14 protein-coding genes are annotated in these 14,286 nt (G+C 65.2%); 9 read left to right on the top strand and 5 right to left on the bottom strand.

Features of this window, described 5'->3' with window-relative positions:
• Positions 1-79: 79 nt before the first annotated feature.
• On the bottom strand, positions 80-484 hold the full coding sequence (locus tag AC1Q7F_RS13245; RefSeq protein WP_492507505.1) for a hypothetical protein: 405 nt from the start codon (positions 482-484) through the stop codon (positions 80-82).
• Positions 485-876: 392 nt separating this feature from the next.
• Between AC1Q7F_RS13245 and AC1Q7F_RS13240 the strand changes: the two genes are divergently transcribed.
• The 8 genes from AC1Q7F_RS13240 (at position 877) to AC1Q7F_RS13205 (ending at position 8,704) form a co-directional block, all read left to right on the top strand.
• Positions 877-1,989 (top strand): cache domain-containing protein, encoded by a 1,113-nt coding sequence (locus AC1Q7F_RS13240; protein WP_492507503.1) that lies wholly within the window; start codon positions 877-879, stop codon positions 1,987-1,989.
• Positions 1,990-2,092: 103 nt separating this feature from the next.
• On the top strand, positions 2,093-3,094 hold the full coding sequence (locus AC1Q7F_RS13235; protein ID WP_492507501.1) for a glycosyltransferase family 2 protein: 1,002 nt from the start codon (positions 2,093-2,095) through the stop codon (positions 3,092-3,094).
• A gap of 129 nt (positions 3,095-3,223) precedes the next feature.
• Positions 3,224-3,778 carry a dTDP-4-dehydrorhamnose 3,5-epimerase gene (gene rfbC, locus AC1Q7F_RS13230; protein WP_492507499.1) on the top strand — a complete coding sequence of 185 codons (555 nt, stop codon included), beginning with the start codon at positions 3,224-3,226 and terminating at the stop codon, positions 3,776-3,778.
• 33 nt (positions 3,779-3,811) lie between these two features.
• Positions 3,812-4,870 carry a dTDP-glucose 4,6-dehydratase gene (rfbB, locus tag AC1Q7F_RS13225; protein WP_492507802.1) on the top strand — a complete coding sequence of 353 codons (1,059 nt, stop codon included), beginning with the start codon at positions 3,812-3,814 and terminating at the stop codon, positions 4,868-4,870.
• Positions 4,870-5,754, top strand: a complete 885-nt coding sequence (gene rfbA / locus AC1Q7F_RS13220) for a glucose-1-phosphate thymidylyltransferase RfbA (RefSeq protein ID WP_492507497.1) — start codon at positions 4,870-4,872, stop codon at positions 5,752-5,754. The genes rfbB and rfbA overlap by 1 nt, the downstream gene beginning before the upstream one ends.
• A gap of 28 nt (positions 5,755-5,782) precedes the next feature.
• The gene (gene rfbD / locus AC1Q7F_RS13215) at positions 5,783-6,661 is read left to right on the top strand and encodes a dTDP-4-dehydrorhamnose reductase (RefSeq protein ID WP_492507495.1); all 879 of its coding nucleotides are present in this window, start codon (positions 5,783-5,785) and stop codon (positions 6,659-6,661) included.
• A 6-nt stretch (positions 6,662-6,667) separates the two neighbouring features.
• Positions 6,668-7,774: a glycosyltransferase family 4 protein gene (locus tag AC1Q7F_RS13210; RefSeq protein ID WP_492507493.1), complete on the top strand. Its 1,107-nt coding sequence runs from the start codon at positions 6,668-6,670 to the stop codon at positions 7,772-7,774.
• A 63-nt stretch (positions 7,775-7,837) separates the two neighbouring features.
• Entirely contained in the window at positions 7,838-8,704 is an 867-nt protein-coding gene (locus AC1Q7F_RS13205; RefSeq protein WP_492507800.1) for a Wzz/FepE/Etk N-terminal domain-containing protein, read from the top strand.
• Between the two features lie 198 nt (positions 8,705-8,902).
• On the opposite strand, the gene AC1Q7F_RS13200 is transcribed toward AC1Q7F_RS13205, so the two are convergent.
• The 3 genes from AC1Q7F_RS13200 to bla all read right to left on the bottom strand — a co-directional run bounded on the left by AC1Q7F_RS13200 (position 8,903) and on the right by bla (position 12,314).
• Positions 8,903-9,991, bottom strand: coding sequence for a glycoside hydrolase family 88/105 protein (locus AC1Q7F_RS13200; RefSeq protein WP_492507491.1), 1,089 nt, complete (start codon positions 9,989-9,991; stop codon positions 8,903-8,905).
• An 84-nt stretch (positions 9,992-10,075) separates the two neighbouring features.
• The gene (locus AC1Q7F_RS13195; protein ID WP_492507489.1) at positions 10,076-11,356 is read right to left on the bottom strand and encodes an ABC transporter substrate-binding protein; all 1,281 of its coding nucleotides are present in this window, start codon (positions 11,354-11,356) and stop codon (positions 10,076-10,078) included.
• A 61-nt stretch (positions 11,357-11,417) separates the two neighbouring features.
• Positions 11,418-12,314: a class A beta-lactamase gene (bla, locus tag AC1Q7F_RS13190; RefSeq protein ID WP_492507487.1), complete on the bottom strand. Its 897-nt coding sequence runs from the start codon at positions 12,312-12,314 to the stop codon at positions 11,418-11,420.
• Positions 12,315-12,410: 96 nt separating this feature from the next.
• Between bla and AC1Q7F_RS13185 the strand changes: the two genes are divergently transcribed.
• A complete protein-coding gene (locus AC1Q7F_RS13185) occupies positions 12,411-13,280 on the top strand; it encodes a LysR family transcriptional regulator (RefSeq protein WP_492507485.1) in 870 nt (289 codons plus the stop codon).
• Positions 13,281-13,442: 162 nt separating this feature from the next.
• On the opposite strand, the gene fghA is transcribed toward AC1Q7F_RS13185, so the two are convergent.
• Positions 13,443-14,285 (bottom strand): S-formylglutathione hydrolase, encoded by an 843-nt coding sequence (gene fghA / locus AC1Q7F_RS13180; RefSeq protein WP_492507483.1) that lies wholly within the window; start codon positions 14,283-14,285, stop codon positions 13,443-13,445.
• Between the last annotated feature and the right edge of the window lies 1 nt (position 14,286).

Raw genomic sequence — 14,286 nt, 5'->3', positions numbered from 1 at the left:
AGTGCCTGAATCAATGAATTCCCAAGACGGCCACTCTTTGAACAGGGCCGGGCTTGTCATTCCGCCGCGGCGGGTGACCTCAACGCAGTGCGTTATTGATCAGATAGGTGGCATAATCCGCCACCTTCAGCTTGATCGCGGCACGCTCGCTTTCCCCCTCCATGGCGCGGGCCAGCACGATATGGCGCGTAACGTCGTTCTCCAGCACCTTAAACAAGCCCATCTCTCCCTTGATGCGGGGATAATAGGTGGGATCGACGCGCTTCATCCGCTTGGCCAGGCGCTCCAGCACCTCGTCCTGCGTCACCGCGACATCGGCCTGCTGCTTGATCAGGGCCCAGTCCTTCTCGCCCGCGAAACCATCGGCCAGCAGCGCGGCCGGGTCCTCTTCGCTGACACCGACCTTGAACAGGTTCTTGCCCAGTCCCACGTCAGAGCCCCACTGGCTGAGATTGGCGCTGCGGGCGACGAAGATGGTGGCCATGATCGGGGTTCCCTGAAAGTCAGACGCCCTGCCAACGGCGGGCCCTATCCTGGGGAGGTAGCGCAAGCCGCGCCCGCTGAAAAGGGGGTCTGCGGCATGGTGGGGTTTTGGCCCATTCGTGGGCAGATATGTCGCGGCACTGCACTTAAGTGAAATTGGTTTGGACACCCAATCGCCATACAGATCAGCTGAAGTCTGTATGAAAGTTTAATTTGCACATATTTTAATCAATATTCTGGCTTGGATGCTTTTTAAGCAATTGATAATTTATATCCATGTAGATGGTGTCAAGCCACCCCATCGCGCCAGAAGGCGTGACGCAGGGAACCCAACGTATCCCAAGAAATCGCAATCCCGAATCAAGAACCGTGGTTCACATGCCGAAAGACTTCATGGCGGATTATTCCGCAAATCAGAGGGCGGGCGCTGATCAGGAAGCCTCGCCTGAAACGATCATCGAACTGGCCCGCGCGGTGGCCGAGGTGTCGGCCCAGCGCACCAGCGCCATCGGCGACATCACGCGGCGCACCAAGATCCTGGCGCTGAACGCCAAGATCGAGGCGGCACGCGCCGGCATCCACGGGGCCGGGTTCGGCGTCGTCGCGGCGGAGGTACAGACCATCTCATCAGAGATCGATCAAGCCGCCAGCCAGATGCGGGACGAGATCGTGGGCAGCGCCAACCGCCTGCATCAACTCGGGCAAGGGCTGGTCGGATCCATGCGCGGGCAGCGCTTGGCCGATCTCGCCTTGAACATGATCGACATCATCGATCGCAACCTCTACGAACGGTCCTGCGATGTAAGGTGGTGGGCCACCGACAGCGCCGTGGTCGATCTTCTGGAAAAGCCGGACGCACACAGCACGGATCATGCCTGCCGCCGGCTGGGCGTCATCCTGAAATCCTATACGGTCTATCTGGACATCTGGGTGGCGGATGCCCAGGGCCGCGTCCTGGCCAGCGGTCGCCCCGACAAGTACCGGGTGGCCGGCCGGTCGGTCGCCAATGAAAGCTGGTTCAAGGATGCCATGGCGACGCGCGACGGCAATGAATTCGCCGTGGCCGACGTCGCCCCGCATGAGGGGTTGAACAGCCAGCCCGTGGCCATCTATTCCACCGCCATCCGCGAAGGCGGGGCGGAGAATGGCAAGGCGCTGGGCGTGCTGGGCATCTTCTTTGACTGGGCTCCACAGGCCGGTACCGTGGTCAAATCCGTGCGGCTGACGGATGAGGAGAAGCTGGAAAGCCGCACCAAGTGCCTGATCGTGGACAGCAATTTCCGCGTCATGGCCGCCAGTGACGAACGCTATCTGCTGATGGGCCGCTACCCGTTGCAGACCGGCGGCCGTGACATGGGCTATTACGCCGCCGAGGATGGGACCCTGGTGGCCTTCGCCCTGACCCCGGGTTACGAGACCTATAAGGGCCTGGGCTGGTACGGGCTGATCCTGCAGCGCCCGCCGGAAGTGGAGGCAGCCTGGAACGCCCGGCACGGGCACGCCTGACGCCCCACGCGCTTTTAAGCTTTGCATCCAGTACCCCGGCGTCGGATAGAGTGATGGCGCCCGTCTTCAGGCGGGCGCCCTTTCCACCCGCGCAAACGGCCTGATGTCCACCCTGCCCCCTGCCGACCGATCGCCCCTGACCTGGATCATCGTCCTGAACTGGAACGGTGCGGAAGATACGATCGGCTGCATCGATGGGGTGCGCTCCCAGGTCGGGCGGCGCTGGCGGCTGGCGATCTGCGACAATGCGTCGGCCGACGATTCGCTGCCCCACCTGCGTGCGGCCCTGGCAGAACGGTTCGGTGACCGTTTCGCCGAACTGGCCGAGACGGAAGTGGCAACGACCATGCCCGACCGTGATATCTATCTGATCCGCAATGCCGGCAACCACGGCTATGCCGGCGGCAACAATGTCGGGGTGCGGCTGGCGCTGCGCGACCCGGACATGGATTTCACCTGGATCTTGAACAATGACACGGTGCCCGATCCGGGGGCCCTGTCGGCGCTGCTGGCCCATGCGGCGGCATATCCGCGCCAGGGCATGATCGGCTCCACCCTGCTCTATGCCGCCAATCCCGATCTGATTCAGGCAGCCGGGGGGGCTCGGTACAATCGCTGGACGGGCCTCAGCCACCATCTGGGCTGGAACCGGCCGCGCGTGGAGGCGGAGAGCTTCGCCGATAGCCCGATGGATTACGTGGTCGGAGCCGCCATGTTCATCCGCCGTGCCTGGCTGGAACAGGTGGGGCTGATGGATGACAGCTATTTCCTCTATTTCGAGGAGATTGATTATTGCCGGCGCGGCCGCACCCTGTTCGACCTGGGCTATGCACCGGCCAGCATCGTCCTGCACAAGGAAGGCGGCACCACCGGCGGGCACCGCGACCAGATCAGCTGGCTGGCCGATTTCTACAATCTGCGCAACCGGCTGCGCGTCACCTGGCGGCATTTCCCCTATGCCATGCCCACCATCCTGGCCGGGCTGTGCGTGACGGCGCTGAACCGCCTGCGCCGGGGTCAGGCCGACCGCCTGCCCATGCTGTGGCGCATCCTCTGGCGCTTTCCCAGCATCCGGTTCGAGGATGTGCGCAAGTCCAGGGGTTGAGCCCTTGTTGCCTGCCCTGCCTGAAAAGTGCATAAAGCCGCCAGTCCCGATCCGTGCCCTGGGGCGAGGGGGCGGTCGCGGGCGGCCAGAATTGGTTTCCTGTCCCTTCCCTTCGCCGGATAGATCCGCATGCACGTGACCAGATATGACATTGACGGCCTCGCCCTGCTGAAGCCGGCCCGCTTCGGCGACCATCGCGGCTATTTCGCCGAAACCTACAGCCGCCGCCGCTTCCAGGAAGCCGTGGGTATCGATGTAGATTTCGTGCAGGACAATCACTCGCTGTCCCGTGATGTCGGCACGCTGCGCGGCCTGCATTTCCAGCGCCCGCCCACGGCGCAGGGCAAGCTGGTGCGCGTGGTGCGAGGTGCCGTCCTGGACGTGGCTGTCGATCTGCGCCGGGCCTCCCCCACTTTCGGCCGGCATGTGGCGGTCGAGCTTTCCGCCGAGAATGGTGAGCAACTGTGGATTCCCGCCGGCTTCGCGCATGCCTTCTGCACGCTGCTGCCGGACACGGAATTCGTCTACAAGGTCACCGACTATTACAGCCCGGCCGATGATGGCGGCGTCCTCTGGAACGATCCCGACCTGGGCATTCAGTGGCCCTTCCCGGCCGATCAGCTGACCCTGTCCGACAAGGACATGAAGCTGCCGCGCCTGTCCGACCTGCCGCCGATTTTCTGATCTGCCGTCCTTCGAAAGAGCCCAGGCATGACCATGCTTTCCCCCAAACTGATCCTCGTCACCGGGGGCGCCGGCTTCATCGGTTCCGCCTTCATCCGCCATGCGGTGGGCGAGAAGGGCTGCGCCGTCGTCAATATCGACAAGCTGACCTATGCCGCCAACCTGGAGAATGTCCGGTCGGTGCAGGACAGTCCGCTCTATCATTTCGAGCAGGCGGACATCTGCGACCGCCCGGCCATCGACGCGATCTTCGCCAACTACCAGCCGGACGCCATCGTGCATCTGGCCGCCGAAAGCCATGTCGACCGGTCCATCGATGGACCCGACGCCTTCATCCAGACCAATGTGGTGGGCACGGGCGTGCTGCTGTCGGCGGCGCGCGATTACTGGCAGGGGCTGGACGGACAGAAGAAGGCGGATTTCCGCTTCCACCATGTCTCCACGGACGAGGTGTTCGGGTCCTTGGGCGAGGAAGGCTTCTTTACCGAGACCACGCCCTATGCCCCGCGCTCGCCCTATTCCGCGTCCAAGGCGTCATCAGACCATCTGGTCGATGCCTGGCATCACACCTATGGGCTGCCGGTCGTCCTGACCAATTGCTCCAACAATTACGGCCCGTTCCATTTCCCGGAAAAGCTGATCCCGCTGGTCATCCTGAACGCGCTGGAGCGCCGGCCCCTGCCCGTCTATGGCAAGGGCGACAATGTGCGTGACTGGCTCTATGTCGAGGATCATGCTCGCGCCCTGTGGCAGGTGCTGACCCGCGGCCCGGTGGGCGAGCGGTTCAATATCGGCGGCAATAACGAGAAGACCAACCTGGAGGTCGTGGAGCGCATCTGCGATATCCTGGACGCCCTGCGCCCCGATGGCGGGCCGCGGCGGGAGCTGATCACCTTCGTCAAGGACCGGCCCGGCCACGACCATCGCTACGCCATCGACGCCGCCAAGATCCGGCGTGAGTTAGGCTGGGAGCCGCAGGAAAGCTTCGAGACCGGGCTGGAGCGCACCGTGCGCTGGTATCTGGAAAATGAATGGTGGTGGGGCCCCCTGCGGGAAGAAGCCCATAAGCGCCGTGGAGAGGGCAAGAAATAATGGCTAACCGCAAGGGCATCATCCTGGCCGGCGGCTCGGGCACGCGCCTCTATCCCATCACCATGGGCGTGTCGAAGCAGCTGCTGCCGGTCTATGACAAGCCAATGATCTATTATCCGCTGTCGGCGCTGATGCAGGCCGGCATCACGGAGATCCTGGTCATCTCCACCCCCCATGACATGCCGCAGTTCAGCCATCTGCTGGGTGATGGCTCGCAATGGGGCGTGAACCTGTCCTATGCCATCCAGCCCAGTCCGGACGGGCTGGCCCAGGCCTTCATCATCGGCCGCGGCTTTGTCGGCAATGATCCGGCGGCGCTGGTGCTGGGCGACAACATCTTCTATGGCGACGGGTTCGAGAAGCTGCTCGGCAACGCCCACAGCCGGGACGCGGGCGCCACCGTCTTCGCCTATCACGTCAATGATCCCGAGCGCTATGGCGTGGTCAGCTTCGATGGCGAGGGCAATGCCCTGACCATCGAGGAGAAGCCCAAGGCGCCGAAATCGAACTATGCCGTCACCGGCCTCTATTTCTACGACAATTCGGTGCTGGATATCGCCGCTTCCATCAAGCCGTCCCCGCGTGGGGAGCTGGAGATCACCGACGTCAACAATGTCTATCTCCAGCAGGGCAAACTGCGGGTGGAGCGCATGGGCCGTGGCTATGCCTGGCTGGACACCGGCACCCATGACAGCCTGGTGGAAGCCACGCATTTCGTGCAGACCGTGGAACGCCGTCAGGGCCTGAAGATCGCCTGTCCGGAAGAGATCGCCTTCCGCCGCGGCCTGATCACCGCCGAACAGGTGGAAAAGCTGGCCAAGCCGCTGCTGAAGAACGAATACGGCCAGTATCTGCTGAAGATCCTGAGCGAGGCGGGCGCCTGAGCGCCCGTCCCAACAAGGGAAGCCATCCATGAAGGTCCTGGTTTTCGGCCGTGGCGGCCAATTGGCCCTGGCGCTGCGCGACCAAGGCGAGGCTGCCGGCCATATGGTCACCTGCCTTGGCCGCGAGAGCCTGTCCATCGCCGACGGTGAAGCCGTCGCGGTGGCCGTGCGGTCCCATGCCCCCGACCTGATCGTCAATGCCGCCGCCTATACGGCGGTGGACAGGGCGGAGAGCGAGGGGGAGGAGGCGTTTGCCGTCAACCGCGATGGCACCCGCCATATCGCCGCGGCAGCCAGGGATGGGGACATTCCTTTCATTCATGTCTCCACCGACTATGTCTTCGACGGTATGGGCGAGCGGCCCTGGCGTGAGGATGATGCGACGGCCCCGCTGGGCACCTATGGCGCATCCAAACTGGCTGGCGAGCAGGCCATCGCGGCGCTGGGGCCGGCCCGCAACGCCATCCTGCGCACCTCCTGGGTGTTCAGCCCCTATGGCGCCAATTTCGTGCGGACCATGCTGCGCCTGGGCGCCGACCGGCCGGAACTGCGCGTGGTGGCCGACCAGCGCGGCCGGCCCACGGCGGCGCATGACATTGCCGACGCCATCCTGCTGATGGCGCCGTTCGTGGCCGATGGCACGGCCCGGGGCATCTTCCATTTCGGGGGGGCGGAGCCCACCACCTGGCATGAATTTGCCCAGGCGGTGTTCGCCAGTGCCGCCCGCCATGGCCGGCCCGTGCCCCAGGTGCACCCGATCACAACGGCAGATTATCCGACCCCGGCCCGGCGTCCGGCCAATTCCGTCCTGTCCTGCAACCGGTATCTGGCCCTGCCCGGTGCGGTGCTGCCCGACTGGCGCCCGTCGCTGGACCGGGCCGTCGATGCGCTGCTGGCAGCGGGCTGAGAATCCGTGTCCCTGCCCATCACCTTCAGCCACGATATCTTCACCTCCCAAACCGTGGGCGGCATCTCCCGCTATTTCGTGGAACTGGCACTGGCCCTGGCGGCCAGGGGGGACGAGGTGGAGATCGTTGCCGGGAGGCACCGCAACCAGCATCTGCGCGCCCTGCAATCCGACGCCCCCCCCTGGATCAAAGGCCGGTACGAGGCGCCGACAAAGCTGCCGGCACAGCTGCTGCGGCTGCGCAACGAGGCCTGGGCGGCGGCATCCACCCCTCCGCGCGGCATCCTCCACCGCACCTATTACCCGCTGCTGGATCTGATGGGCGGCCGCCGGCCCCTGGTGACCACGGTCCATGACATGGTCTGGGAGCTGTTTGCGGGGGAGGCGCGGTCCTTCGCCATCAACAGCGGCCTCAAGCGCAAGGCCGTGGACAGGGCCGACCTGATCATCGCGCCGACGCAAGCCACCAAGCGCGACCTGTGCCGCCTCTGGTCCGTGCCCGAGACCCGTGTGCATGTGGTCAATCACGGCTTCACGGCCCCTTCCCCGCCGCCCGATGATGGAAGCCACCTGCTGGACGGGCGGCCCTATGTACTGTTCGTGGGGCGGCGTGGCGGATACAAGAATTTCGCCAATTTCCTGAGGGGCTATGCGCAAAGCGCGCTGCCCGGCCGGGGCGTGTCCCTGCTGTGCTTTGGCGGCGGCGATTTCGGACCGGCCGATCATGCGCTGCTGGCGGAAACCGGCATGGGCACCCACGTCACCTGGCTGGGTGGCGATGACGAGACCATGATGCGGGCCTATCGCGACGCCGCGCTGTTCGTCTATCCGTCGCGGTGCGAGGGATTCGGGCTGCCGGTGCTGGAGGCCATGGCCGTAGGCTGCCCCGTCGCCATCGCGGCGGAGGATGCGGCCCTGGTCGAGGTGGCGGGCGGTGCGGCCTTGACCTATGACGCCGACGACCCGGCGGCCACGGCGCATCTGTTGGAAAGCCTGCTGGATGATGCCGGCTTGCGCGATGGGCTGATGGCAAGCGGGCGGGCGCGGGTCGGGGATTTCGGCTGGGACCGCTGTGCGGCGGAAACGGCTTCGCTCTACGCCCTGCTGGGGTGATGGACAGCCGCCATCAATGATCGTAGGGTCGCGTCCATTAAGGACCGGAGGAAACAAGTGACGATGCAGGCCCAGATCAGCCCCCAGGCGGACGCGGACACCATCTATATCGGCGACATCGTCTTCTTCTTCCTGCGCCGCTGGCTGGTGTTCGTGGCGGCCGGCATCGTCGCCGTGGGCATCGCGGTCCTGTACCTGTTCGTCACCACGCCGCTGTACAAGGCTTCGGCCACGGTCGGTCCTTCCACCTCGTCGGCCAATTCATCCAAGGGCAGCAATCTGGCCTTGCCGTTCGGTTTGGGCGCGGCGCTGGGGGATGGCGGCAGCTCCACTCTGCATAAGCAGTTCCTGCAGACGGTCAATTCCTATGACATCGCGGCCTTGCTGGCGGCGGACAAGGAGATGGCCAAGCGCATCGTCGATCCCAAGGAGGGCGTGACGGTGACGGCCGGGATGATGGCCGACACGCTGAAGGGCATCATGGCGGTCAACAAGCTGCGCAACGCGCCGCTGGAAGACACGACCTTCACGGAGATCACCCTTCTGCATGCGGACCCGGCTTTTGCCCAGAAGGTGTTGGCCCGCATCTTCGCCTTGTCGGACGAGATCATCCGCCGCCAGGTCCGCGAGTCGAAGACCGCCCAGCGCGAGGTGCTGCTGCGCTCCCTGGACCAGACCACCAATTCCTATCAGCGCGACGCCCTGGTGAAGAACCTGCTGGAGGTCGAGCATGAGCTGATGACCAGCCAGACCAACGAGCCGTTCAGCTTCCGCATGATCGAGAGCCTGCATGCCGGCGAGAAGCCGGCCTCGCCGCGCCGGCTGCTGACCCTGGCGGGCGCCGCCATCGCCGGCGGCTTTCTGGGCTTCGCCATCGTCTGCCTGATGCTGTTCAACGCCTATCGCCGCAACCGCGGCAGGATTGTGTAAAGGGGTATTGGTGTCTATCCGAATTGGATGGGATCACCTCTCCCGCCTTCCCGGCGAAGGCCGGGACCCAGGGGCCAAATGCCCGACCTTTCGGCAGCTTTGATAGACGCTGCGTAGAGGTTGATCCCGTGGCCCCTGGGTCCCGGCCTTCGCCGGGAAGGCGAATAAAGTAGTGATTATACTTAACCCAGACAAACTCTACCTTCTCAACCCTTCCGCCAGCGCCATCATCAGCGCCCCCACGCCCTTGGGGTCGTTGGGCACCACCGGTTCCGACAGGTAATATTCGTAGCTGCCGTCGCGGTACGGGTCGTTGCCCAACCCCGCGACGCCGCAGATGCCGCCCAGTTCCGTTTCCGTCAGGAAGTCACGGATGACCACCCGCAGGGCCTGCTCCCCCGCCCGTCCGTGATCCGCCGGCAGCAGGCCCAGGCGGGCACCGGCCATCATGGCATAGCCGATCATCAGACTGGCCGAGGTTTCCTCGTAATTGCCCTCATCCTCGCCGCGATCCAGCACCTGCCACCACAGGCCCCGTGCGCTGCGCACCTGCATCAGGGCGATGGAGGTATCCTGGAACATGGCGATCAGGGCGGCGCGGCCGGGACCGTCGAAGGCGGCGGCCAGTTCGATGCAATCGACCATGGCCATCATGAACCAGCCCATGGCCCGGCCCCAGAAGCAGGCTGAACAGCCGGTGACCGGATCGGCCCAGCGTTCCTGCCGGCTTTCGTCCCAGCCATGATAGTAGAGGCCGGTGCGGGCATCGCGCAGCCGGTCGCGCACCTCGATGAACTGATGGACCACATCCTCCCACGCGGCGCGGTCGCCATCGGCGACGGCCTGGGCGGTGACCAGCGGCTGGGCCATGTATAGCCCATCCAGCCAGACCTGCCAGGGATAGATCTGCTTGTGCCAGTAATTGCCCGATTTCGTGCGCGGATGGGTCCGCAACTGGGCGATCTGGGTGTCAATGGCGCGGCGGAACCGTTCCTCCCCCGTGCGGTCATAGAGCGGGAAGAACAGCTTCCCCGGCTTCACATTGTCGATATTGTACTCGGCCGGATCGAACCCCTCGATCCCGCCATCCTCATCCACCCGGGCGCCGACCTTGTCGTGAACGAAATCCGAGAATTCGGAACGACCGGTGGCGTCGGCCAGATCCAGGCAGCCCTTGAAGACGCAGCCATCCTCATAATTCCAGGTCGGCTTGAAGAAATCCCATTCCGCCAGGTAATGACGCAGGAACGGCAGGACCGAGGGTCCGAAACGGCGGAAATCATGCATGATGGGGTCGGCACCAGGGGCGGGAGAGCCAGGGGCGGTCCTTCTTTCTAACCGAACCGGAAACCGGTGTCATCAATCGCATCCTCACCTGATCACCCTGCGCAGGATGCCGTTGATTTCCCGCTCCATGGCGGTGCCGGCCTCTTCCGGGGTCAGCATGCCATAGCCCTGTTTCTCCAATATGTCGTTGAAGCCGTCGCGCACGCGGGCATGCTCGTAATAGCCGGACAGCACGATGGAGCGTGGCAGGCTTTCGATCTGGCGCTGGCCTTCCAGGGCCAGGCCGGTCAGTTGCCCATCCTCCTCCAGCGTGCGCCGCGCCGCCGCACTGGCCGGCACCCCGCGCCGGGCGCCCAGGATGCGCACCCCCTCCGGATCATTCAGCAGGAATTGCAGCAGCAAGGCGGATTCGCGCGGGTGCCTGGTATCGCGGTTGATGGCGTACATCATGGCCGGCTTGTACAAGAGGCCGGGATCGGTGGCGCCGGGCAGCAGGGGATAGGGGGCCAGCACCATCTTCTGCCCCGGCTCCAGCGTTTCGACATATTTGCCGATGGCGCTGGTCCATTGATACGCCCCGGCATAGCGGCCCGTGATCCAGGGTCGTGTCTCCTGCAACTGCACATGCCCGAAACTGGCGCGTTCGCGCGCCGAGGGCACGACGTGATTATCGACCAGCTGCTGGTAGAGCCGGGCCGCCGCAGTCAGCAGGTCGCGGTCGGGCAGCAGGCGGCGCCCCTCCTCATCGATGAAGGCCGCCTGGCTGCGCTGGCTCATCCAGCTGTACAGCAGGGCCAGCGTGTCCTGGAAATTCATGTCCAGCGGGTAATAGTCCGGGCCCAGCCGCTGGCGGAAGATCGGGCCGGCTGCCATCAGCGCCTCCCAGCTGTCGGGCACTTTCAGGCCCGCCTTGCGGAAGGTGGTCTCGTTGAACCAGAACAGCCGCGCCGTCATGTTGGGCGGCAGGCCGTTCAGCTTGCCGCGCACCGACGACATGGACAGCGCGTCATGGTCGAACTGCCCCAGATCGATGATGTCAGCCATGGAATGCAGGTTCAGGAAGCCGTCGCCATCGCGGGAGAACAGCTTCAGCCAGTTCCAGTTGACCATCATCACATCGGGCGCGGTGTCGCCGGCGATCTGGGTGGTCAGCCGTTCCAGATGCCCGACCCAGCCGGTATATTCGGCCGTGACCTTGATATGGGGGTACCGTGCCTCGAACGCCTCCAGCGCGCGCAACTGCGCCCGGTGGACGTCGCTGCCGCCCCACCAGGACATGCGCAGATGCACCTGTTCCTGCGCCCGCACCCCAGGTGCGGCCAGCAGCAGGGATGCTGCCAGCAACAGCCGTCTGGCGATCATCATGGGCGGCCCTCCCCGGTGGCCTTGTTCATTGCCTCCTTGGTAACCGATTTCCCTGCCCCCGTCATGCCGTCATGTAGAAGCGCGCCACCAGGGTGGCCAGGTCTGCATGCACGGCGTTGCGCTGGTCGGCCGTGACAGCCGGGTTCCAGTAATAGCTGGTCAGCAGCAGCGGGCCGCCGGCCGGGGGCCAGAGGATGGCGATGTCGTGGGCCATCGGACTGTAGGAGCCGGTCTTGTCACCCACTCGCCAGGTGCCGGGCAGGCCGGCACGCAGGCGGGCACCACCGGTACGGTTGTCGATCAACCAGGCGGTCAGGCGCTGGCGGGATTCGGGCGTCAGCACGTCGCCCAGCAGCAGCGTGCGCATCAGGCCCAGCATGGAGAGGGGCGTGGTCGTGTCCCGCTGCTCACCCGGCGGAACCTTGTTCATCTCCGGCTCGATCCGGTCGATGCGGGTGACCTCATCACCGATGCGGCGCAGGAACTGGGTCAGGGCCGCCGGCCCGCCGCTGTCGCGCATCAGGACATTGGCGCCGGTATTGTCGGACTGGATGATGATGGCCTCGCACAGCGCCTCCACGCTCATCCCCTGGCCGGCATGCGGCTCGGTCAGCGGGGACCATTGCACCAGATCGGCCTTGGTGAAGGGGGCGATACGGTCCAGCCGCTCCTGCCCGGCATCGACACGCGACAGAATATAGGCGGCCAGCAGGAATTTGAAGGTGCTGCACATGCCGAACCGCTCGTCCCCGCGCCAGTCGGCGGCGGTGCCGGTGCTGGTGTCCAGCAGGGCCACACCCAGCCTTCCGCCCCGCGCCTTTTCCAGCGCGCCAATAGCTTCCTTCATGCCGGACAGTGGCTTGGTGCTGGCGGTCACAGGCCTGGGCGCGCCTAGGCCAATACCGGCGAGGGCGGAGAAAATCACCGTATTTCCAATCAACTGGCGTCGCGTCAGCATCATCTGTCTCCCTGATTGCCCGGCCACGCTATCCAGGCTGACACCCATCGGCAAACTGTGATAAATCGGGTTTATCCTTAGAAAAACTAGGCCATCATGACCCGCCCGCACCTGCCCCTCAACGCTTTGCGTGCCTTCGAGGCGTCGGCCCGGCACCTGTCCTTCACCAAGGCGGCGATCGAGCTGTGCGTGACCCAGGCCGCCGTCAGCCATCAGGTGAAGGGGCTGGAGGCACGGCTGGGGGCCAGCCTGTTCCGCCGCCTGCCGCGCGGGCTGGTGCTGACGGATGAGGGCATGGCGCTGCTGCCCGGTGTGCGCGACAGTTTCGACCAGATCGCCCGACTGCTGCACCGGTTCGATGGCGGGCCGGTGACGGAGGTTCTGTCGGTGGGGGTGGTGGGGACGTTCGCGGCGGGCTGGCTGCTGCCGCGCATCGATGCGTTCCTGACAGCCTATCCCTTCATCGATCTGCGCCTGTCCACCAACAATAACCGCGTCGATATCCAGGCAGAAGGTTTGGACGCGGCCATCAAGTTCGGGGACGGCGCCTGGCACGGCATGGATGTGCAGCCGCTGCTGGAAGCACCCATGGCGCCGCTTTGCACGCCAGGGATGGCGGCGCGGCTGCAAGGGCCAAGCGATCTGGCGGGGGAGCGGCTGCTGCGCTCCTACCGCGCCGATGAATGGCCGCGCTGGCTCGCGGCGGCGGGGGCAGCGTGTCCGCCGCTGCGCGGGCCGGTGTTCGACAGTTCCTGGATCATGGTCGAGGCAGCGCTGCAGGGCCATGGGGTGGCCATCGCGCCGGTGATGATGTTCGCCCGGGAAGTGACGGCGGGGCGGCTGGTGCAGCCATTCACACCCACCATCGTCACCGGGCGCTACTGGCTGGTCTGGCCGAAATCGCGGCTGCCGGGGCCGGCGCTGACGGCGTTTTCGGCGTGGCTGGCGGGGGAATGTGGGGGGTGATAGACGCTGCTTCCTCGTCATCCCGGCGAAAGCCGGGACCCAGGGGCCACAAGAACTACCCTCTACGCGGCGTCGATCAACGCTGCCGAACGGTCGGGCGCTTGACCCCTGGGTCCCGGCTTGCGCCGGGATGACGGGAAGAGATAGGGAAGTGTGGAGTGCTCAGTTCCCCAGCCGCGCCGCATGCCAGCGCAGATGGTCTTCCATGAAGCTGGAGATGAAATAGTAGGAATGGTCGTAGCCATCCTGCATCCGCAGAGTCAGCGGAATGCCGGCCGCAGCGCAGGCATCGGCCAGCAGCTGCGGGCGCAGCTGGTTTTCCAGGAACCCGTCGGCCGCCCCCTGATCGACCAGCAGGTCGGGGACGCGGGCACCGGCCCCGATCAGGGCTACCGCGTCATGCTGGCGCCACAGGCTTTCGTCATCGCCCAGATAGGCGGGAAACGCCTTCTGTCCCCAGGGCACCTGGCTCGGCGCCACAATGGGGGCGAAGGCGGAGACGGATTTGAAGCGGCCGGGATGGCGCAGGGCCACCGTCAGGGCGCCATGGCCGCCCATGGAATGGCCGGTGATGCCCTGGCGGTCCATGTCCACAGGGAAATGCGCCGCCACCAGCGCCGGCAATTCCTGGGTCACATAGGACCACATGCGGAAATGCGGGGCCCAGGGCGCTTGCGTCGCGTCCACATAGAAGCCGGCACCCTGGCCCAGGTCCCAGCCGGCATCATCGGCCACGCCCTCGCCGCGCGGGCTGGTATCGGGACAGACGATGATCAGGCCCAGTTCCGCCGCCCAGCGCCGGAACTCCCCCTTCTCCGTGACATTGGCATGGGTGCAGGTCAGGCCCGACAGATACCAGACCACCGGGAATTTCGTGCCATCGGCCGCCTGGGGCGGGGTGAAGACGCTGAACACCATAGGCGTGCCCGTGGCGGTGGAACTGTGGCGGTACACGCCCTGCACCCCGCCATGGGAACGGGTGGTGGAGATCGTTTCCAGGGTCATG

This window comes from Niveispirillum sp. GW835-FHT14G11 (assembly GCF_058793615.1).
The sequence above is the reverse complement of the archived record's forward strand: the minus strand, read 5'-3'. Positions and strand labels throughout refer to the sequence as shown.

Coding starts and splice junctions, on each gene's coding strand:
- AC1Q7F_RS13240 (WP_492507503.1), top strand. CDS start 877: ATGGCGGATTATTCCGCAAATCAGAGGGCGGGCGCTGATCAGGAAGCC.
- AC1Q7F_RS13205 (WP_492507800.1), top strand. CDS start 7,838: ATGCAGGCCCAGATCAGCCCCCAGGCGGACGCGGACACCATCTATATC.
- rfbC (WP_492507499.1), top strand. CDS start 3,224: ATGCACGTGACCAGATATGACATTGACGGCCTCGCCCTGCTGAAGCCG.
- bla (WP_492507487.1), bottom strand. CDS start 12,314: ATGCTGACGCGACGCCAGTTGATTGGAAATACGGTGATTTTCTCCGCC.
- AC1Q7F_RS13185 (WP_492507485.1), top strand. CDS start 12,411: ATGACCCGCCCGCACCTGCCCCTCAACGCTTTGCGTGCCTTCGAGGCG.
- AC1Q7F_RS13200 (WP_492507491.1), bottom strand. CDS start 9,991: ATGCATGATTTCCGCCGTTTCGGACCCTCGGTCCTGCCGTTCCTGCGT.
- AC1Q7F_RS13245 (WP_492507505.1), bottom strand. CDS start 484: ATGGCCACCATCTTCGTCGCCCGCAGCGCCAATCTCAGCCAGTGGGGC.
- AC1Q7F_RS13195 (WP_492507489.1), bottom strand. CDS start 11,356: ATGATGATCGCCAGACGGCTGTTGCTGGCAGCATCCCTGCTGCTGGCC.
- rfbD (WP_492507495.1), top strand. CDS start 5,783: ATGAAGGTCCTGGTTTTCGGCCGTGGCGGCCAATTGGCCCTGGCGCTG.
- AC1Q7F_RS13235 (WP_492507501.1), top strand. CDS start 2,093: ATGTCCACCCTGCCCCCTGCCGACCGATCGCCCCTGACCTGGATCATC.
- rfbA (WP_492507497.1), top strand. CDS start 4,870: ATGGCTAACCGCAAGGGCATCATCCTGGCCGGCGGCTCGGGCACGCGC.
- fghA (WP_492507483.1), bottom strand. CDS start 14,285: ATGACCCTGGAAACGATCTCCACCACCCGTTCCCATGGCGGGGTGCAG.
- rfbB (WP_492507802.1), top strand. CDS start 3,812: ATGCTTTCCCCCAAACTGATCCTCGTCACCGGGGGCGCCGGCTTCATC.